The sequence below is a fragment of the Actinoplanes sp. NPDC049802 genome, from assembly GCF_040656595.1.
Lineage (GTDB): Bacteria > Actinomycetota > Actinomycetes > Mycobacteriales > Micromonosporaceae > Actinoplanes.
The window spans coordinates 1-14,847 of record NZ_JBFAMR010000073.1; the positions used below are offsets into that span (position 1 = coordinate 1).

Annotated in this window: 16 protein-coding genes; 12 read left to right on the top strand and 4 right to left on the bottom strand. The window is 70.9% G+C overall.

Going from position 1 to position 14,847, the window contains the following annotated elements; translation table 11 throughout:
- Window positions 1-104 precede the first annotated feature (104 nt).
- Window positions 105-278, top strand: a complete 174-nt coding sequence (locus tag AB0I88_RS33415; RefSeq protein WP_361033928.1) for a CsbD family protein — start codon at window positions 105-107, stop codon at window positions 276-278.
- Window positions 279-333: 55 nt separating this feature from the next.
- On the opposite strand, the gene AB0I88_RS33420 is transcribed toward AB0I88_RS33415, so the two are convergent.
- Window positions 334-936 carry a M23 family metallopeptidase gene (locus tag AB0I88_RS33420; RefSeq protein WP_361033931.1) on the bottom strand — a complete coding sequence of 201 codons (603 nt, stop codon included), beginning with the start codon at window positions 934-936 and terminating at the stop codon, window positions 334-336.
- Between the two features lie 170 nt (window positions 937-1,106).
- Here AB0I88_RS33420 and AB0I88_RS33425 point away from each other — a divergent pair, with 170 nt between their 5' ends.
- The 5 genes from AB0I88_RS33425 (at window position 1,107) to AB0I88_RS33445 (ending at window position 6,301) form a co-directional block, all read left to right on the top strand.
- Window positions 1,107-2,111 (top strand): ATP-binding cassette domain-containing protein, encoded by a 1,005-nt coding sequence (locus tag AB0I88_RS33425; protein WP_361033934.1) that lies wholly within the window; start codon window positions 1,107-1,109, stop codon window positions 2,109-2,111.
- Window positions 2,108-2,746 carry an ABC transporter permease subunit gene (locus AB0I88_RS33430; RefSeq protein ID WP_361033938.1) on the top strand — a complete coding sequence of 213 codons (639 nt, stop codon included), beginning with the start codon at window positions 2,108-2,110 and terminating at the stop codon, window positions 2,744-2,746. The genes AB0I88_RS33425 and AB0I88_RS33430 overlap by 4 nt, the downstream gene beginning before the upstream one ends.
- Entirely contained in the window at window positions 2,743-3,402 is a 660-nt protein-coding gene (locus tag AB0I88_RS33435) for an ABC transporter permease subunit (RefSeq protein ID WP_361033941.1), read from the top strand. The genes AB0I88_RS33430 and AB0I88_RS33435 overlap by 4 nt, the downstream gene beginning before the upstream one ends.
- Entirely contained in the window at window positions 3,403-4,308 is a 906-nt protein-coding gene (locus AB0I88_RS33440) for an ABC transporter substrate-binding protein (RefSeq protein WP_361033944.1), read from the top strand.
- Between the two features lie 178 nt (window positions 4,309-4,486).
- Window positions 4,487-6,301, top strand: a complete 1,815-nt coding sequence (locus tag AB0I88_RS33445) for a carbohydrate-binding module family 20 domain-containing protein (protein ID WP_361033947.1) — start codon at window positions 4,487-4,489, stop codon at window positions 6,299-6,301.
- Between the two features lie 474 nt (window positions 6,302-6,775).
- On the opposite strand, the gene AB0I88_RS33450 is transcribed toward AB0I88_RS33445, so the two are convergent.
- Both AB0I88_RS33450 and AB0I88_RS33455 read right to left on the bottom strand, forming a co-directional pair.
- Window positions 6,776-7,417: a ParB/Srx family N-terminal domain-containing protein gene (locus tag AB0I88_RS33450; protein WP_361033950.1), complete on the bottom strand. Its 642-nt coding sequence runs from the start codon at window positions 7,415-7,417 to the stop codon at window positions 6,776-6,778.
- 176 nt (window positions 7,418-7,593) lie between these two features.
- Window positions 7,594-8,511 carry a LysR family transcriptional regulator gene (locus tag AB0I88_RS33455; protein ID WP_361033953.1) on the bottom strand — a complete coding sequence of 306 codons (918 nt, stop codon included), beginning with the start codon at window positions 8,509-8,511 and terminating at the stop codon, window positions 7,594-7,596.
- A gap of 83 nt (window positions 8,512-8,594) precedes the next feature.
- On the opposite strand from AB0I88_RS33455, the gene AB0I88_RS33460 reads away from it, so the two are divergent.
- The 4 genes from AB0I88_RS33460 (at window position 8,595) to AB0I88_RS33475 (ending at window position 12,411) form a co-directional block, all read left to right on the top strand.
- Window positions 8,595-9,443, top strand: coding sequence for an EamA family transporter (locus AB0I88_RS33460; protein WP_361033956.1), 849 nt, complete (start codon window positions 8,595-8,597; stop codon window positions 9,441-9,443).
- Window positions 9,444-9,695: 252 nt separating this feature from the next.
- Complete coding sequence (locus tag AB0I88_RS33465; RefSeq protein ID WP_361033959.1) at window positions 9,696-10,487, top strand: aminotransferase class IV; 792 nt, start codon at window positions 9,696-9,698, stop codon at window positions 10,485-10,487.
- A gap of 58 nt (window positions 10,488-10,545) precedes the next feature.
- The gene (locus tag AB0I88_RS33470; protein WP_361033962.1) at window positions 10,546-11,277 is read left to right on the top strand and encodes a hypothetical protein; all 732 of its coding nucleotides are present in this window, start codon (window positions 10,546-10,548) and stop codon (window positions 11,275-11,277) included.
- A 468-nt stretch (window positions 11,278-11,745) separates the two neighbouring features.
- A complete protein-coding gene (locus tag AB0I88_RS33475) occupies window positions 11,746-12,411 on the top strand; it encodes a M23 family metallopeptidase (protein WP_361033965.1) in 666 nt (221 codons plus the stop codon).
- Between the two features lie 16 nt (window positions 12,412-12,427).
- Here AB0I88_RS33475 and AB0I88_RS33480 read toward each other — a convergent pair whose 3' ends face one another.
- Window positions 12,428-13,126 carry a hypothetical protein gene (locus AB0I88_RS33480; RefSeq protein WP_361033968.1) on the bottom strand — a complete coding sequence of 233 codons (699 nt, stop codon included), beginning with the start codon at window positions 13,124-13,126 and terminating at the stop codon, window positions 12,428-12,430.
- A gap of 40 nt (window positions 13,127-13,166) precedes the next feature.
- Here AB0I88_RS33480 and AB0I88_RS33485 point away from each other — a divergent pair, with 40 nt between their 5' ends.
- Together AB0I88_RS33485 and AB0I88_RS33490 are read left to right on the top strand one after the other, a co-directional pair.
- A complete protein-coding gene (locus AB0I88_RS33485; protein ID WP_361033971.1) occupies window positions 13,167-13,868 on the top strand; it encodes a hypothetical protein in 702 nt (233 codons plus the stop codon).
- A gap of 155 nt (window positions 13,869-14,023) precedes the next feature.
- A complete protein-coding gene (locus AB0I88_RS33490) occupies window positions 14,024-14,842 on the top strand; it encodes an alpha/beta hydrolase (RefSeq protein WP_361033974.1) in 819 nt (272 codons plus the stop codon).
- Window positions 14,843-14,847 lie beyond the last annotated feature (5 nt).

Genomic DNA, 14,847 nt, shown 5'->3' on the forward strand with positions numbered 1-14,847 from the left:
CCGTCAACTCATCCAACGAGCCCGCACCCTCTACCGCTGGGACACCCGGCCGACAACCCGCCGACTCAAGTAACGCCTATCGCCGGTCGCTCTAAGCGATGGGTATGGCATTCGATGACAAGGTGGACAACAAGACCGAGGAGCTCGGCGGCAAGGTCAAGGAAGGCGTGGGCCGGGCCACCGACGACGAGCGTCTCGAGGCCGAGGGTAAGGCCGACCAGCGCAGCTCCAACCTCAAGCAGGCCGGCGAGAAGATCAAGGACGTCTTCAAGTCCTGACCGGCATGATCGCTTCCCCGGCCCCCGGCGACGGTAAGGCCGGGGAAGCGTGCGTTCATCCGCAGTTGCGGCTGGTCCGCTCCACCGAGTACTCGCGGTCGTCGGTGGTGATCCCGGCGGGCACGCCGTCGAAGTGACTCTCCACCTTCGCCCCGGCCCGCAGTTGCTCGTAGTGCAGGTGCGGCGCCCCGGACTTGCCGGTGCTGCCCACCCGCCCGAGCCGGTGACCGGTCTCCACCCGCTGGCCGGGCTCGACCGCCGGAGGTTCGAGCAGATGCAGGTACACCGTCTCCCACCGGCCGCCGTGGTCGATCTTCACCCAGTAACCGGCGCCGGTGCCGTGCGGCCCCTGCGGATTGTCCGGCGTCCGCGAGCCCAGCGTGCCGTTGAGTCCCGCCTCGGTGACCGTCCCGCCGAAGGACGCCAGCACCGGCCGCCCCCACGCCGGCCCCTCGGTGGGGAAGAAGTCGATGTCGAAGTCGTCGTGTCCCGGATACGTGCCCAGCGTCCACGTCTGGCCGCAGGTCACCGGCAGCTGGAAGGCCGGCCGTGGGCCGGGCGGGCGCAGCCGGGGCAGCACCACCGCCGCGATCACCACGATGACCAGGGCGAATCCGGCGCCGAGCAGCCAGGCGGCACGGGTTGGTCGGGCGGTCACCGGGTCGATCATGCCAAACCGCATCCACTGTGATCTCCAACGCAACGGAGGCGTTGTGGACCATCTCTGAGATCGTCGGTGTGTGACTGTCGAGCCGTAGCCGGACGTTGACACCCTATTCACTACAACTGGAGTATGAATAGGCGTTCGGGAGATCAACCGGGAGTGCCATGATCACATTCGAGGACGTCGTCAAGGTCTACCCGGGCGGCTCGACGGCGGTGGACCACCTCAGCCTCGAGCTGCCCACCGGCAAGCTGACCGCGCTGGTCGGCCCGTCGGGCTGCGGCAAGACCACGTCCCTCCGGATGATCAACCGGATGGTCACCCCCACCTCCGGCCGGGTCCTGATCGACGGCGAGGACGTGGCCGGCCGCGACCCGGCGGTCCTGCGGCGCGGCATCGGCTACGTCATCCAGCACGCCGGCCTCTTCCCGCACCGCACCGTGCTGGACAACGTGGCCACCGTCCCCATGCTGCTCGGCAAGACCCGCCGGGAGGCCCGCGCCGCCGCCGGTGAGCTGCTCGAACGCGTCGGGCTCCCGGCCGGGTTCGCCAAGCGCTACCCGGCCCAGCTCTCCGGCGGCCAGCAACAGCGCGTCGGCGTCGCCCGGGCGCTCGCCGCCGACCCGCCGATCATGCTGATGGACGAGCCGTTCAGCGCCGTCGACCCGGTGGTCCGCGAGCAGCTGCACCGCGAGTTCCTGCGCCTGCAGGAGGACCTCGGCAAGACCATCGCCCTGGTCACCCACGACATCGACGAGGCCGTCAAACTCGGTGACCGGGTCGCCGTCTTCCGGCAGGGTGGCCACCTCGCCCAGGTCGGCACCCCCAAGGAGCTGCTGGCCGCGCCGGCCGACGACTTCGTGGCCGAGTTCGTCGGCCGCGACCGCGGGTTGCGCGGCCTCTCCTTCGACAGCGCGGCCGGACTGCCGGTGAGACCGGTCGACGGCCTGATCCTGGACGGCGCGGGACGCCCGCTCGGCTGGCCCGGCCAGGACGGCCTGCGCGCCACCGGCGGCACCTTCACCAAGGACGACTCGCTGCGGGTCGTCACCGACCTGGCGATCCGCTCACCCGTCGGCATCGCGGTCCGGGTCGGCCCGGACGGGGCCGCCGACGGCCTGGTCAGCCATCACGACCTGGCCGACTACCTGGCCGGCCGGCGCTCATGATCCAATACCTGACCAACAACGCCGAGACCATCTGGCTGGCGCTCCAGGAACACCTCTACCTCGCCCTGCTGCCGGTGCTGTTCGGGTTCGCCGCCGCGCTGCCGATCGGCTACCTGGGCGTCCGCTTCCCGGTCCTCTACCACCCGCTGGTCAACATCTGCGGGGTCATCTACTCGATCCCGTCGCTGGCGCTCTTCGTCTTCCTGCCGGTCGTCCTCGGGACCAAGGTGCTGTCCCCGGTCAACGTCGTCGTGGCGCTCACTCTCTACACGGTGGCGCTGCTCGCGCGTACCGTCGCCGACGGCCTGCGCTCGGTCGACCCGGTCGTGGTCCAGGCCGCCACCGCGATGGGCTACCGCCGGCTGCGGCGCCTGGCCGGGGTGGAGCTGCCGATCGCGCTGCCGGTCATCCTGGCCGGGCTGCGCGTCGCCACCGTGTCGAACATCAGCCTGGTCAGCGTCGGCGCCCTGATCGGCATCGGCGGGCTCGGCCAGCTGTTCACCCGCGGGTTCCAGCTGTTCTATCTGGAGCCGATCATCGTCGGCATCGTCCTGTCGGTACTGCTCGCCGGGCTCGCCGACCTGCTCATCGTGCTCGTGCAGCGAGCCGTCACCCCGTGGACGCGTGCCGCGTGAACCTCTCCTACCTGCTCGACCCCGCGCACTGGGAGCTCGGCGCCCCCGGCAGCATCCCGACGCTGATCCTGGCCCACCTCGGCTACACGGCGCTCGCCCTGCTGCTCGGCACGATCGTGGCGCTGCCGGTCGGCCTCTACATCGGCCACACCGGCCGTGGCGCGTTCCTGGCCATCAACGCCGGCAACGCGGGCCGCTCGCTGCCCACCCTCGGCCTGCTGATGCTGCTCGTCACCCTGCTCGGCCTGGGCCTGCTGCCGGTCCTGATCGCGCTCACCGTGCTGGTCATCCCACCGATCCTGACCTCCACGTACGCGGGGATGCGCAGCCTCGACCACCGCGTCGTCGACGCGGCCCGCGGCATGGGGATGCGGTCCTGGCAGGTGCTCACCCGGGTCGAGCTGCCGATGGCGCTGCCGGTGCTGATGAGCGGCTTCCGCAGCGCCGCCCTCCAGGTGGTCGCCACCGCCACGGTGGCCGCCGCGGTCGGCCTCAGCGGGCTGGGCCGGCTGCTCATCGACGGTCTGGCCGTCAACGACTACTCGCGGGTGCTGGCCGGCGCCATCGTCGTCGCCGTCCTGGCCGTACTCGTCGATCTTCTGCTGGCGCTGGTGCAGCGCCGGATCGTCTCTCCCGGATTGAAAGGCACCCACTAGATGAAGCGCATCGCCGCTGCCCTTGCCCTGACACTGTCGCTAACCGCCTGCGGCGCCGACAGTGATCCACTCGCCGAGGAGACCAAGGCCGGCTCCTCGGCGGTCACCGTCGGCTCGGCGAACTTCGCCGAGTCCGAGCTGCTCGGCGAGATCTACTCGCAAGCCCTGGAGGCCAAGGGCGTCACCGTCACCCGCAAGTTCAACATCGGCGCCCGCGAGGCCTACCTCAAGGCGCTCCAGGACGGCTCGATCTCGCTGCTGCCGGAGTACAACGGCGCCCTGCTCGCCGCGCTCACCCCGGGCGGCGCCCCGCAGGGTGTGAGCAGCTCGGCCGACGTGCTGGCCGCGCTCAAGAAGGTGCTGCCGGCCGGGACCGAGGTGCTGGAGCAGTCCGCCGCCGAGGACAAGGACACCCTGACGGTCACCGCGGAGACCGCCACCAAGCACAACCTCAAGACGATCGAGGACCTGAAGGTGGTCGCCGGTCAGCTCGTGGTCGGCGCCGGGCCCGAGTTCGCCGAGCGGCACCAGGGCCTCAAGGGCCTCAAGGAGGTGTACGGCGTCGAGTTCAAGGAGTTCAAGCCGCTCGACTCCGGCGGCCCGCTGACCGTCACCGCGCTCAAGGACGGCGACATCGACGTGGCGAACATCTTCTCCACCGACTCGTCGATCGTCACCAACAAGTTCGTCGTGCTGGGGGACCCGAAGAACCTCTACCTGGCGCAGAACGTCCTCCCGCTGATCCGCACCGAGGCGAACAACGAGACCGTCAGCGGCGCGCTCAACGCGGTGTCGGCGAAGCTGACCACCGAGAACCTCACCTCCTATCTGGCCCAGGTGCAGGTGGACAAGAAGGACATCAAGACCGTGGCCAAGGAGTTCCTGACCGAGAACGGTCTCGCCTGACACGCTCCGTAGAGGACGCCGCCCGTTACCGGGCGGCGTTTTTCTTGTTTCCGGGACATGTCTTGACGGGTGAACTCGCTGGTATCTATGTTTGCCGCAAAGATTTGCAGAAAGTTTCAAGCCTGTTTCAGCAAGTCCTTGCATGCCCGTCCCCGTTCCCCAGATCCAGGAGCCAGATGTGGACACTCCCCGCAGGCGGCGACGCCTGACCCGCATCCTCGCCGCCACCACCCTCGCGCTGGGGGTCGGCGGTTTCGGCGTCGCCCAGATCGCCACCGGAGGCGACGCGTTCGCCGCCCCGCCCGGCGAGAAGGACGTCACCGCTGTCATGTTCGAGTGGTCGTTCGCCTCGATCGCCCGCGAGTGCACCAGCACCCTCGGCCCGCTCGGCTACGGCTACGTCCAGGTCTCCCCGCCGATGGAGCACATCCAGGGCAGCCAGTGGTGGACGTCGTACCAGCCGGTGTCCTACAAGATCGCCGGCCGCCTCGGTGACCGCACCGCCTTCGCCAACATGGTCAACACCTGCCACGCGGCCGGGGTGAAGGTCATCGCCGACACCGTCGTCAACCACATGAGCGCCGGGTCCGGCACCGGCACCGGCGGCAGTAGCTACTCCAAGTACAACTACCCCGGCATCTACTCGGACGCCGACTTCCACTCCTGCCGCACCCCGATCAGCGACTACACCAACCGCGGCAACGTCCAGGATTGTGAACTGGTCAGCCTCTCCGACCTGAACACCGGCAGCGACTACGTCCGCGGCAAGATCGCCGGTTACATGAACGACCTGGCGTCACTCGGCGTGGACGGCTTCCGGATCGACGCGGCCAAGCACATGTCCGCCGCCGATCTGGCCGGCATCAAGTCGAAGCTGTCCAACACCGGCGCCTACTGGAAGCAGGAGGTCATCTTCGGCTCCGGCGAGGCGGTCCAGCCGACCGAGTACACCGGCAACGGCGACGTGCAGGAGTTCCGGTTCGCCCGCGACCTCAAGCGGGTGTTCCTCAACGAGAACCTCGCCTACCTGTCGAACTTCGGCACCGCCTGGGGCTACATGCCCAGCAACCAGGTCTCGGTGTTCGTCGACAACCACGACACCGAGCGCGGCGGCGACACCCTCAGCTACAAGAACGGGTCGGCGTACACGCTCGCCCAGGTGTTCACGCTTGCCTGGCCGTACGGCGCCCCCGACATCAACTCCGGCTACGAGTTCAGCAACAACGACGCCGGCCCGCCCAACAACGGGACGGTGAACGCCTGCTACACCGACGGCTGGAAATGCCAGCACGCGTGGCGGCAGGTCGGCAACATGGTCGGCTTCCGCAACGCGGTCCGCGGCACGGCCGTCACCAACTGGTGGTCCAACGGCGCCGACCAGATCGCCTTCGGCCGCGGCTCCAAGGGCTACGTCGCCATCAACCACGAGACCGGCAGCCTGACCCGCACCTTCCAGACGTCGTTGCCGGCCGGCACCTACTGCGACGTCCAGCACGGCGACCCGACCTCGTCCGGCGGCTGCACCGGCACCACCTACACGGTCAACTCGTCCGGCCAGTTCACCGCCACCATCGCCGCCGGTGACGCGGTCGCCCTCTACGTCGGCGCGAGCCGCGTCACCCCGACCACGTCGCCGACCACCACCTCGCCGTCGCCGACCCCGTCGGCCACCTCCGCCTCCCCGACCCCGTCGAGCACCGCGGCGTCCGGCGCCACCTTCGGCGTCACGGCCACCACGACCTACGGCCAGAACATCTTCGTCGTCGGCAACCAGGCCGCCCTCGGCAACTGGGCGCCCGCCAACGCGGTGGCCCTCTCCGCCGGCACCTACCCGATCTGGCGCGGCACCGTCTCGCTGCCCGCCGGAACATCCTTCCAGTACAAGTACATCCGCAAGAACACCGACGGCACCGTCACCTGGGAGTCCGGCGCCAACCGCACCGCCACGGTCCCGGCGAGCGGTCAGGTCACCCTGAGCGACACCTGGCGCTGACGACGCCGCTCACCCACAGCGACCCGGTCACCCTGCTCAGCACCCAGGGTGACCGGGTCCATCTCGTACGCGTGCGCCCCGCCCCGCCATGTTCGGGCCGTCCCGTCCGTGCCGCGCATGCTCGCCGGGTGGTCCAGCCTGTGCCGCGCCCGCCGGGCTGAGCTCGGTGGGTGGTCGGCCGGCTTCGGGGGCTCGAGGCGGCTCTGGGGGCCGGCCGACGGGCTCAGCCCGGCGGGCGCGGCAGAGGCTCGAGTGGCAGCAGGATCGCGCTGGACGGGCGGAACGGTCCAGTCGGGCGGGGCGGGGGTCGCGCGTACCGGAAAGGGGTGAATGGGTTAGCGGGCGTCGGCGCCGGAAGGTCCGCGGCCGGCACGGCGCAGTGCCGACCGTGCCGGGTGGTCTCGCCCGCCACTTCGCGCGCTTCGGTGTCGGCGCTTCCCGGCCTGGGATTCCACCGAGCCGGTCCGTGCCGCGTCACCCGTCCGCCCAGTCCGTGGAATCCCAGGCCGGGGCGGCCTCGGCGGCCAGGCGATCCCATTCGGCGGTGCCGCCGCGCAGCGGCTGTGCCCGGGTGCGCTCGTACTCGCCGGGCGTGACGGCCAGCGTCACCGCGGACGAACCCTCGGCGCGGGCGGCGGCCAGGCGGCTGTGGCCGTCGACCAGCAGGTAACCGTCCAGATTGCTCGCCCACCACAACAGCAGCGGGGGCAGCACTCCGGCGCGGGCCAGTTTGCGGTAGGACTTCACCCGGCCGTCGTCCGGCGACGGCAGCGGGCGCAGCGGGACCACCCCGTTCCAGCCGTCGCACCAGTCGAGTTCGGCGTCCGGGAAGTCCGCGAGCAGGTCGACGGTCAGGCAGTACGCGGGCAGCTTCCGGACACCCGGCAGGCGGGGCCACGATCCACCGAAACGGTAGGCCCAGCCCTCGGCCGTGGTGATCCGCCGGGCCTCCCCGGCCCGGACCGGCTCCACCGGGGAACGGAAGGCGCCGGTGCGGAACAGGCGGACACCGTACCGGCTCGGATGCACCCGGGCGAACAGGACCGCCCGGCCGTCCTGGCGCAGCAGCATCCGGTCCGCGCCAGCCAGTTCCCACCGCACACCCGGCACGCTCACACCGCGGATCCTGCCGCATCCGGTACGGCGGTGGCGACGGGCACGCCGGAAGTGACGGTATGGGTGGACGCCCCGGCGCGACCCGGCGTCTCCGGACCGAAGGCAGAGTTGAATTCCAGCGTGTGAGGTTCGGGTGCGATTCGCGCCTGAAATCCACACGCTGGGTTCTGTGCCGGTCATCGAGGCCGGGGTGGACCTGTCTCCGTGGGCGAGCCGGCCTCGTCGAGCAGGCGCAGCAGCAGGGCCAGCGGGGGCCAGCCGGTGCGGCCGGCGCGGACCACGGCATGACAGCGCAGCACCGCGGCCGGGTCACGCAACGGCAGCAGCCGCACACCGGGGTGGGCCGGCAGAGCCGCCGGCAGCAGGCCGACACCGAGACCCGCCACCACCAGGTCCTGCAACAGTTCCAGGCTGTCCGAGCGGTGGGTGATCAGCGGCTCGAAGCCGGCCATCGACGCGATCGTGCGGACCACCTGCTCGTCGGCGGCGCCGCGCGAGTTCACGATCCAGTCGTGGTCGCGGTAGCGGGCGAAGACGGCCGGCGCGTCGCCGTCCGGCGCGGGGTCGCCGGCCGGGACGCCCAGCGCCCACTCCGCCGACCACAGGTGGCGCGACACGACGGTCCGGTCCGGGAAGGCGGGCGCCAGGGTGAAGTCGTAGGTGAGGGCCAGATCCAGGTCGTCGGCGGCGATCATGGCGAGGGCCTCGTCGGTCTCGTGTTCGTGGATGCGTACACGTACCCGGGGGTGGTCGTCGGCGAGCCGGGCCACGACGGGCATCAGCGATCGCCGGATGGCCGTGCCGAAACCGGCGACGCGCAATGTCCCGGCGGGTTCCGCGGCCGGGTCCAGATCGAGCCGTGCCGCCTCCAGCGCGGCCAGGATCGTCACGGCGTGCTCGGCGAGCCGCCGCCCGGCCGGGGTGAGCCGCACCCGCCGCCCGTCCGGCTCGACCAGTGGCGTCCCGGCCTCCCGGGCCAGCGCCGCGATCTGCTGCGACACGGTCGACGTGGTGGTGTGCGTCTCCTCGGCGACGGCGCGCATCGACCCGAGGCGGGACAGCATCAGCAGAGTTTCCAGGCGGCGCACGTCCATCCCCGGATTGTTCAGGATCGGCGAACGGTATGTCCAGCATCGTCACGTGGACGTGAACGGTTCGGATCGCATCTACTGGCGGCATGACGATCACCGCCGTACGTTCACAAGCCGGCGCCCGTACCGGAGCGGCCCTGGCCGTGGCCGCCATGACCTGCGTGCAACTGGGCCTGGCCGTCTCGGTGGGCCTCATCGGCGAGCTGGGCGTGGCCGGGGCCGCGTGGATCCGGCTGGCCTGGGCCGGGGTGCTGATGCTCCTGCTGGTGCGGCCCCGGCCGGCCGGCCTGACCCGGCGGGCGCTGTGGTCGGCGGTCGCCCTCGGCGTGGTGACCGGGGTGATGACGATGCTGTTCATGGCGGCGGTGGCCCGGCTGCCGCTGGGCACGGCGAGCGCCCTGGAGTTCCTCGGCCCGCTCGGGGTGGCCGTGTTCCGTGGCCGGCGGCTGTTGTGGCCGCTGCTCGCGGGCGGCGGAGTGCTGCTGCTGACCGAACCGTGGCACGGCGGCGCCGACCCGGTGGGGGTGGGGTTCGCCCTGGCCGCGGCGGTGTGCTGGGCCGCGTACATCCTGCTCACCCAGCATGTCGGCGACGAGGCCGCCGGACTGAGCGGCCTGGCGGTCTCGATGCCGGTGGCCGGCCTGGTCGCCACCGTCGTCGCCGGCCCGCAGGTCTTCGGCCGGCTCACCGTGGACCTGCTGGTGATGGGCCTGTTCCTGGCCGTGCTGCTGCCGGTGGTGCCGTTCGTGCTGGAGTTCCTGGCGCTGCGCCGGCTCACCACGGCCGCCTTCGGCACCCTGATGAGCCTGGAGCCGGCCATCGCCGTGGTCACCGGCCTCGTGCTGCTGCACCAGGTGCCGGGATGGGCGGCGGTCGCCGGTGTCGGCCTGGTCGTCGCCGCCGGGATCGGCGCGGAACGCTCGGGCGCCCGTTGACCGCTCGCGCGCTCCGGTCGCGCTTGTCGCCGGGCTGCCGGTTCCCGGCGCCTGTCGTGCCAGTTGCGGAATTGCCGCGGCCGGCGCCCGGTCGCGCTTGTCGCCGGGCCGCTGGACCCGGTGCCCGGTCGCGCTTGTCGCCGGGCTGCCGCAACCGGCGCCCGGTCGCGCCGTCCACGGGCCGGTTGTCCCGCCGTCGCCGCGCGACGCGGGAGCCGATCGGCCTGACGGGCATCGGGTAGACATGACCGGGTGACGTATGTGGAGATCAACGGCGTGGCGCCGGGCATCGAGGCGCTGCACCGTGCCGCCACCATGATCCTCGGCCACTTCACCACCATGCAGGTGCGCGGCGGTGCGGTGGCCGGGTTCGACCTGCATCTGGAGCGCCTGCGGCAGGGCTCGGCCGAGCTGTTCCCTGGCGCCGAGCCGGCCGGCGACGACACGATCCGGGCGCTGATCGCGCACGCGCTGCGCGGCGAGCCGGACGCCACGGTCCGGGTCACCGTGCTGTCCGCCGCCGACGTGATGGTGTCGGTCCTGGAGCCCGGCGCCGACACGCCGCCGCCGCCGATCCGGGCCCGCACCATCGTGTACGAACGCGAGCTGCCCCACCTCAAGCACCGCGCCACCCTGGGCCTGTTCCACCACGCCGCCGAGGCGCGGCGGGCCGGCTTCGACGATGTCGTCTTCACCGGCCGTGACGGGTTCCTGCGGGAGGGCTCGGTGTGGAACCTCGTCCTGTGGGACGGTGCCCGGGTGGTCTGGCCGGACGCGCCCATGCTGGCCGGCGTCACGATGCGGCTGCTGCGCGGCGAGCTAGGCGCGGCCGGTGTCCCGCAGATCTCCCGGGCGCTCACCACCGCCGACCTGTCCGGCATGACCGGCGCGGCGGCCGTCAACTCCCGCTTTCCGGCCCGGCCGATCAGCTCCGTCGACGACGTCGCGTTCCCGGGCACCGGGGCCCTCACCGAGGTGCTGGAGAACGCCTGGTGCCGGGTCGCCCGGCAGGACATCCAGGGCCCCGTACCGGATACGCCCTAATTCGTTCGATCCGGTGGCGGGCCGGTGCTAGCGTTCGCACCGCTGAAAGGGGACACCGGTGCCGAAGCTGAACCAGATCATCGCCGTCGAGAAGGGCGTCAAGAGCAAGGCGTTCGCCGACCTGAGCGAGGCCCATCACGCCGTGCAGAAGACGGCGCCGCTCGCCGGCATCTCCCGGACCTACCAGCCGAAGGACGAGGAGGGCGAGCAGCTGCCCGCCGAGTCGACCCGGGTGCAGATCAAGGCGGAGGAGATCCTCCGGGAGGTGTCCCGCACTCTGACCCGGCTGTTCGACGTCACCGCCACCAAGGACTGGACGAACTGTGTGGCCCGCGCCGACGTGGTCGTCGACGGCCGCACCATCGCCGCCGGAGTGCCGGTGACCTACCTGCTCTTCCTCGAGAAGCAGCTGGTCGACCTGCACACCTTCGTGAAGAAGCTGCCGGTCCTGGACGCGGCCGAGTCCTGGGTCCGCGACGACTCCACCGACAGCTGGCGGACCGAGCCGGTGCGCACCAACCGCACCAAGAAGGTGCCGCGCAACCATGTGAAGGCGGAGGCCACCGAGAAGCACCCGGCCCAGGTCGAGGTGTATTACGAGGACGTCACCGTCGGCTACTGGACCACCGTGAAGTTCTCCGGCGCCCTGCCTGCCAAGCGGGTCAACGAGATCCTCGACCGCGTGCTGGCGCTGCAGACCGCGGTGAAGTTCGCTCGCGAGGAGGCCAACAACACCGAGGCCGTCGACCAGCGGGTCGGCGCCGCGGTCTTCGACTATCTGTTCGGGTGACGACCCGTCACAGACCCCCGTGGGAGCGCGGGGTGCGCCCCCATTTCGGGCGCGAAGCTGACAGCTGAGGCTGAAGCTGAACCACCCGGTGACAGTGCGGGTTCGAGTCCCGCCCCCTGCACTCGTGCGGGGGTAGCCCAATCGGCAGAGGCAGCCGGGATGAGACTCAGATTCTCGCTCCAATGTCAGCATTCACCACTGATCGCCAGATCGAACGAGCAGGACAGAGACACCGGATGCCGGTTCAATTCCGGCCCGCCCCGCTTTCGGGGGGCGGTAGTTTAAAGGCAAAACCCGATGTCATCAGAATGATCCGTGTTCTTAAACGTGCTGGCGTGCGCAACTCAGTGGTAAACGGAGGCCCGGGGGCTGGCCATGCCCTCGGGCCTCACCATTTCCGCCGCGACCTGCGGTGGGCCGCCCGGCCCGGGACAGCGGGACGCAACGGTCCCGGCCTAAGGTGTCGCGATGCGAAAGAAAATCTGGCTGGCGGGACTCGCCGCGGCCGCCGTGAGCCTGTCCGGCTGCGGCGCCCCCGGATCGAGTCCCGCGGAGCCCTCCGCAGAGGCCGCGCCCGCGGCCGCGATGGCGCCCGTCGAGGTCGAACTGGCCGCGGCCGCCGCCACCTACAAGTACGTGTTCCCGGTACAGGCGAAGAACGCCTCGTACCACAAGACCCACTCCGGCTACCCGGCGACGGACATCTTCGCCGCCTGCGGTAAGCCGTTCGTCGCCACCACCAGTGGTGTCGTCCTCGAGGTGAGCCGGGTCGACAAGTACAAGAAGGGCGGTCCGGACGGGCCGTACAACGGTGGCAAGTTCGTCTCCATCCTCGGCGACGACGGCGTCCGCTACTACGGCTCGCACCTGAGCAAGGTGACCGCCGGCGTCAAGAAGGGTGTCCGGGTCAAGGCCGGCCAGTCGCTGGGCAAGGTCGGCAAGACCGGCAACTCCAGCGGCGTCTGCCACGTGCACTACGGCATCTCGCCGGCGTGCAAGAAGACCGGCGACTGGAAGGTCCGCCGCGGCGTCGTCTGGCCCGCGTCGTACCTCACCTCGTGGCGCAAGGGCGGGCAGAAGAGCCCGGCCAAGGCGGTCGCCGCCTGGAACAAGAAGAACAACTGCAAGGCCTGATCCGCCGACCGGTACCTCACCCCACGGCGAGCTTCGCGTTCTCCAGGGTGAGGTACCACTCGGATTCGGTGAATCCGGGGCCGGTCTCCGGCCCGATGTAGGCGTCGACGTGCCGTGAACCGCCCAGGCCCGGCGTGAACTCGTCACTGATCCGCCACTCCGCCTTCCGCAGCCGGGCGCAGACGGCGGCCGGCGGCGCCGAACCGTCCTCCTGACGGCCGCAGTCCGCGATCGTGAACCCGGTGCCCTGCGGCAGTACGCCCGGGTCGGCGGCCGCGGAGACGAACGGGGTCAGCGATCCGCCGTCGCTGGCGCGCGGCGCGTCGTCCAGCCAGAACCCGGTGTCGTAGGACCAGTTCAGGAACCGTCCGCTCAGCGTCTTCCCGGTGCCCTCGGCCTCGACCGCGTTCACGAAGCTCTCCGGGTACTCGCCGAGGTGGTCGTCGCCGTTCTCGCAGTCCAGTCTCGGGCAGCCGGTGACCGGGACCGGATCGTCGTGGTGGAACTCCTCGACGGCCGTGTAGTAGACGGTGATCTTCCAGCCCGTACTCAATGGTCTGCTCGTGCTCCGGAAGGTGCCGGGCGCCGTCGCGGCTGAGCCGGAGGAGACCGGCGGTGGTGCCGGCGCGGTTCCGCAGCCGGCGAGCAGTACCAGGAGAAGCAGACAGGCGCGCACCCGATCGAGCATGCCAACAGCGGCGGTGGCCTGTCTCACGGTTCATCGTCGCTGGCGGGTACGTCCTAGACTCCCGGCCGTGAAGATCGACTTTCTTGGCCGGCTGGTCCGGGGCCGGCTGGTCCTGCTGGTCGGCGCGCTGCTGATCGGGCTGGCCGGAGGCGCCGTCCTGGACGCGGTGGACTTCGACTTCAGCGTGAGCACCGCAGTGAGTGGTCTGGTGCTGGCTTTCATCCTGGGAGCGATCTCGGTGCTCCGTTCGGCGTCGCTGGTGGCCCGTCCCGGCCTGCCCGCCTTCGAAGTGCCGGCGGACCCGGTCGTGATCCTCCTGGCGGCGGGCTACACCGTCATCTGCGGCCGCAGCCTCGGCGGCCTGGGCCGTGCGGACCTCGTGTTCCCGGCGGCCTGGACCGTGCTGTTCCAGGTCCTGATCCTGGTGACCTTCTGGACGGCGGCGCTGCGCGGGAACGGGGTGCGGCTGCGCCCGGAGGGGATCGAGGACCGGCAGCCGTTCGGGTCGTTCTTCGTGCCGTGGGACGCGCTGGGCGCTCCCTGGGCGTCTCGTCCCTCCGGTGAGAAGGTCACCTTGGTGGTGGCGGATGAGGGCCGGGTTCGCAGACGGGGCCTGCGGTTCGGGGGCACCGCCTCGCTGACGAGGGTCGGCGCGGATCCGGACGTCCTGGCCCGGGCCGTCGTGGAGTATGCGAGCCGGCCCGAACAGCGGGCCGCCATCGGTACCCCGGGGGAGTTGGAACGTCTCAGGGCCCTGTCTCAGCACTAGGGGGACGGCCCGGCATCGGCAGGTTTCCTGTCGGCGGCGCAGGTGATTTCACCGATCCCCGGAGTTGCATAGACGGTCATCGTTGGATACGAGAGACGGTCCGTGCGGATCCGGCACGGTCGTCCGAGTGGCCGCCTGTCCGTGAAGGAGTTCCCATGCGAAAGTTGCTGGCGGCGCTGGCCGCCACCGTAGTCGCCGTCGTCGCCCTGCCGGCCGGCGCCCAGGCCGCGCCCGGCGGATCCGGGCCCTACCCGGCCGACTACGAGACCACCATCCGGCTGTACGACCACACGATCTACCGCCCCGCCACCCTGCCCGCGGGCCTGATGCCGATCGTGGTGTGGGGCAACGGTGCCTGCCGGGCCGACGGCACCTGGTTCCAGAACATCCTGAAGGAGTTCGCCTCGCACGGCTTCCTGGTCATCGCGAACGGCCGGCCCGGCGGCACCGGCAGCACCGACGCGAGCATGCTGACCGAAGCGATCGACTGGGCCGTCGCGGAGAACTCCCGCCTCGGCAGCAAGTACCGCGGTCGCCTCGACACCGGGAAGATCGCGGTGATGGGCCAGTCCTGCGGCGGACTGGAAGCGCTGGAGGCGAGCGCCGACGCCCGGGTGGACACCACCGTGTTCTGGAACAGCGGGCTGCTCAGCGATCTGGATAACTACCGCCTGGCCCGGCTGCACGCGCCGGTCGCCTACATCACCGGCGGCCCGGACGACATCGCCTACCCGAACGCGGTCGACGACTACGGCCGCCTGCCGGCCGGGCTGCCCGCCTTCATGGGGCACCTGCCGGTGGGCCACTACGGCACGTTCTCCCAGCCCGACGGCGGAGAGTACGGCCGGGTCGGCGTGGCCTGGCTGAAGTGGCGGCTCAAGGGTGACCAGACCGCGCGGTCGATGTTCGCCGGGCCGTCCTGCGGCCTGTGCGTGCACCCCCAGTGGACCGTCACCCGCAAGAACCTGGCCTGACAGTG

Excerpts from the sequence above, each read along its gene's own strand:
- AB0I88_RS33415 (WP_361033928.1), top strand. The coding sequence starts at position 105 with ATGGCATTCGATGACAAGGTGGACAACAAGACCGAGGAGCTCGGCGGC.
- AB0I88_RS33425 (WP_361033934.1), top strand. The coding sequence starts at position 1,107 with ATGATCACATTCGAGGACGTCGTCAAGGTCTACCCGGGCGGCTCGACG.
- AB0I88_RS33430 (WP_361033938.1), top strand. The coding sequence starts at position 2,108 with ATGATCCAATACCTGACCAACAACGCCGAGACCATCTGGCTGGCGCTC.
- AB0I88_RS33440 (WP_361033944.1), top strand. The coding sequence starts at position 3,403 with ATGAAGCGCATCGCCGCTGCCCTTGCCCTGACACTGTCGCTAACCGCC.
- AB0I88_RS33455 (WP_361033953.1), bottom strand. The coding sequence starts at position 8,511 with ATGGACGTGCGCCGCCTGGAAACTCTGCTGATGCTGTCCCGCCTCGGG.
- AB0I88_RS33460 (WP_361033956.1), top strand. The coding sequence starts at position 8,595 with ATGACGATCACCGCCGTACGTTCACAAGCCGGCGCCCGTACCGGAGCG.
- AB0I88_RS33475 (WP_361033965.1), top strand. The coding sequence starts at position 11,746 with ATGCGAAAGAAAATCTGGCTGGCGGGACTCGCCGCGGCCGCCGTGAGC.
- AB0I88_RS33490 (WP_361033974.1), top strand. The coding sequence starts at position 14,024 with ATGCGAAAGTTGCTGGCGGCGCTGGCCGCCACCGTAGTCGCCGTCGTC.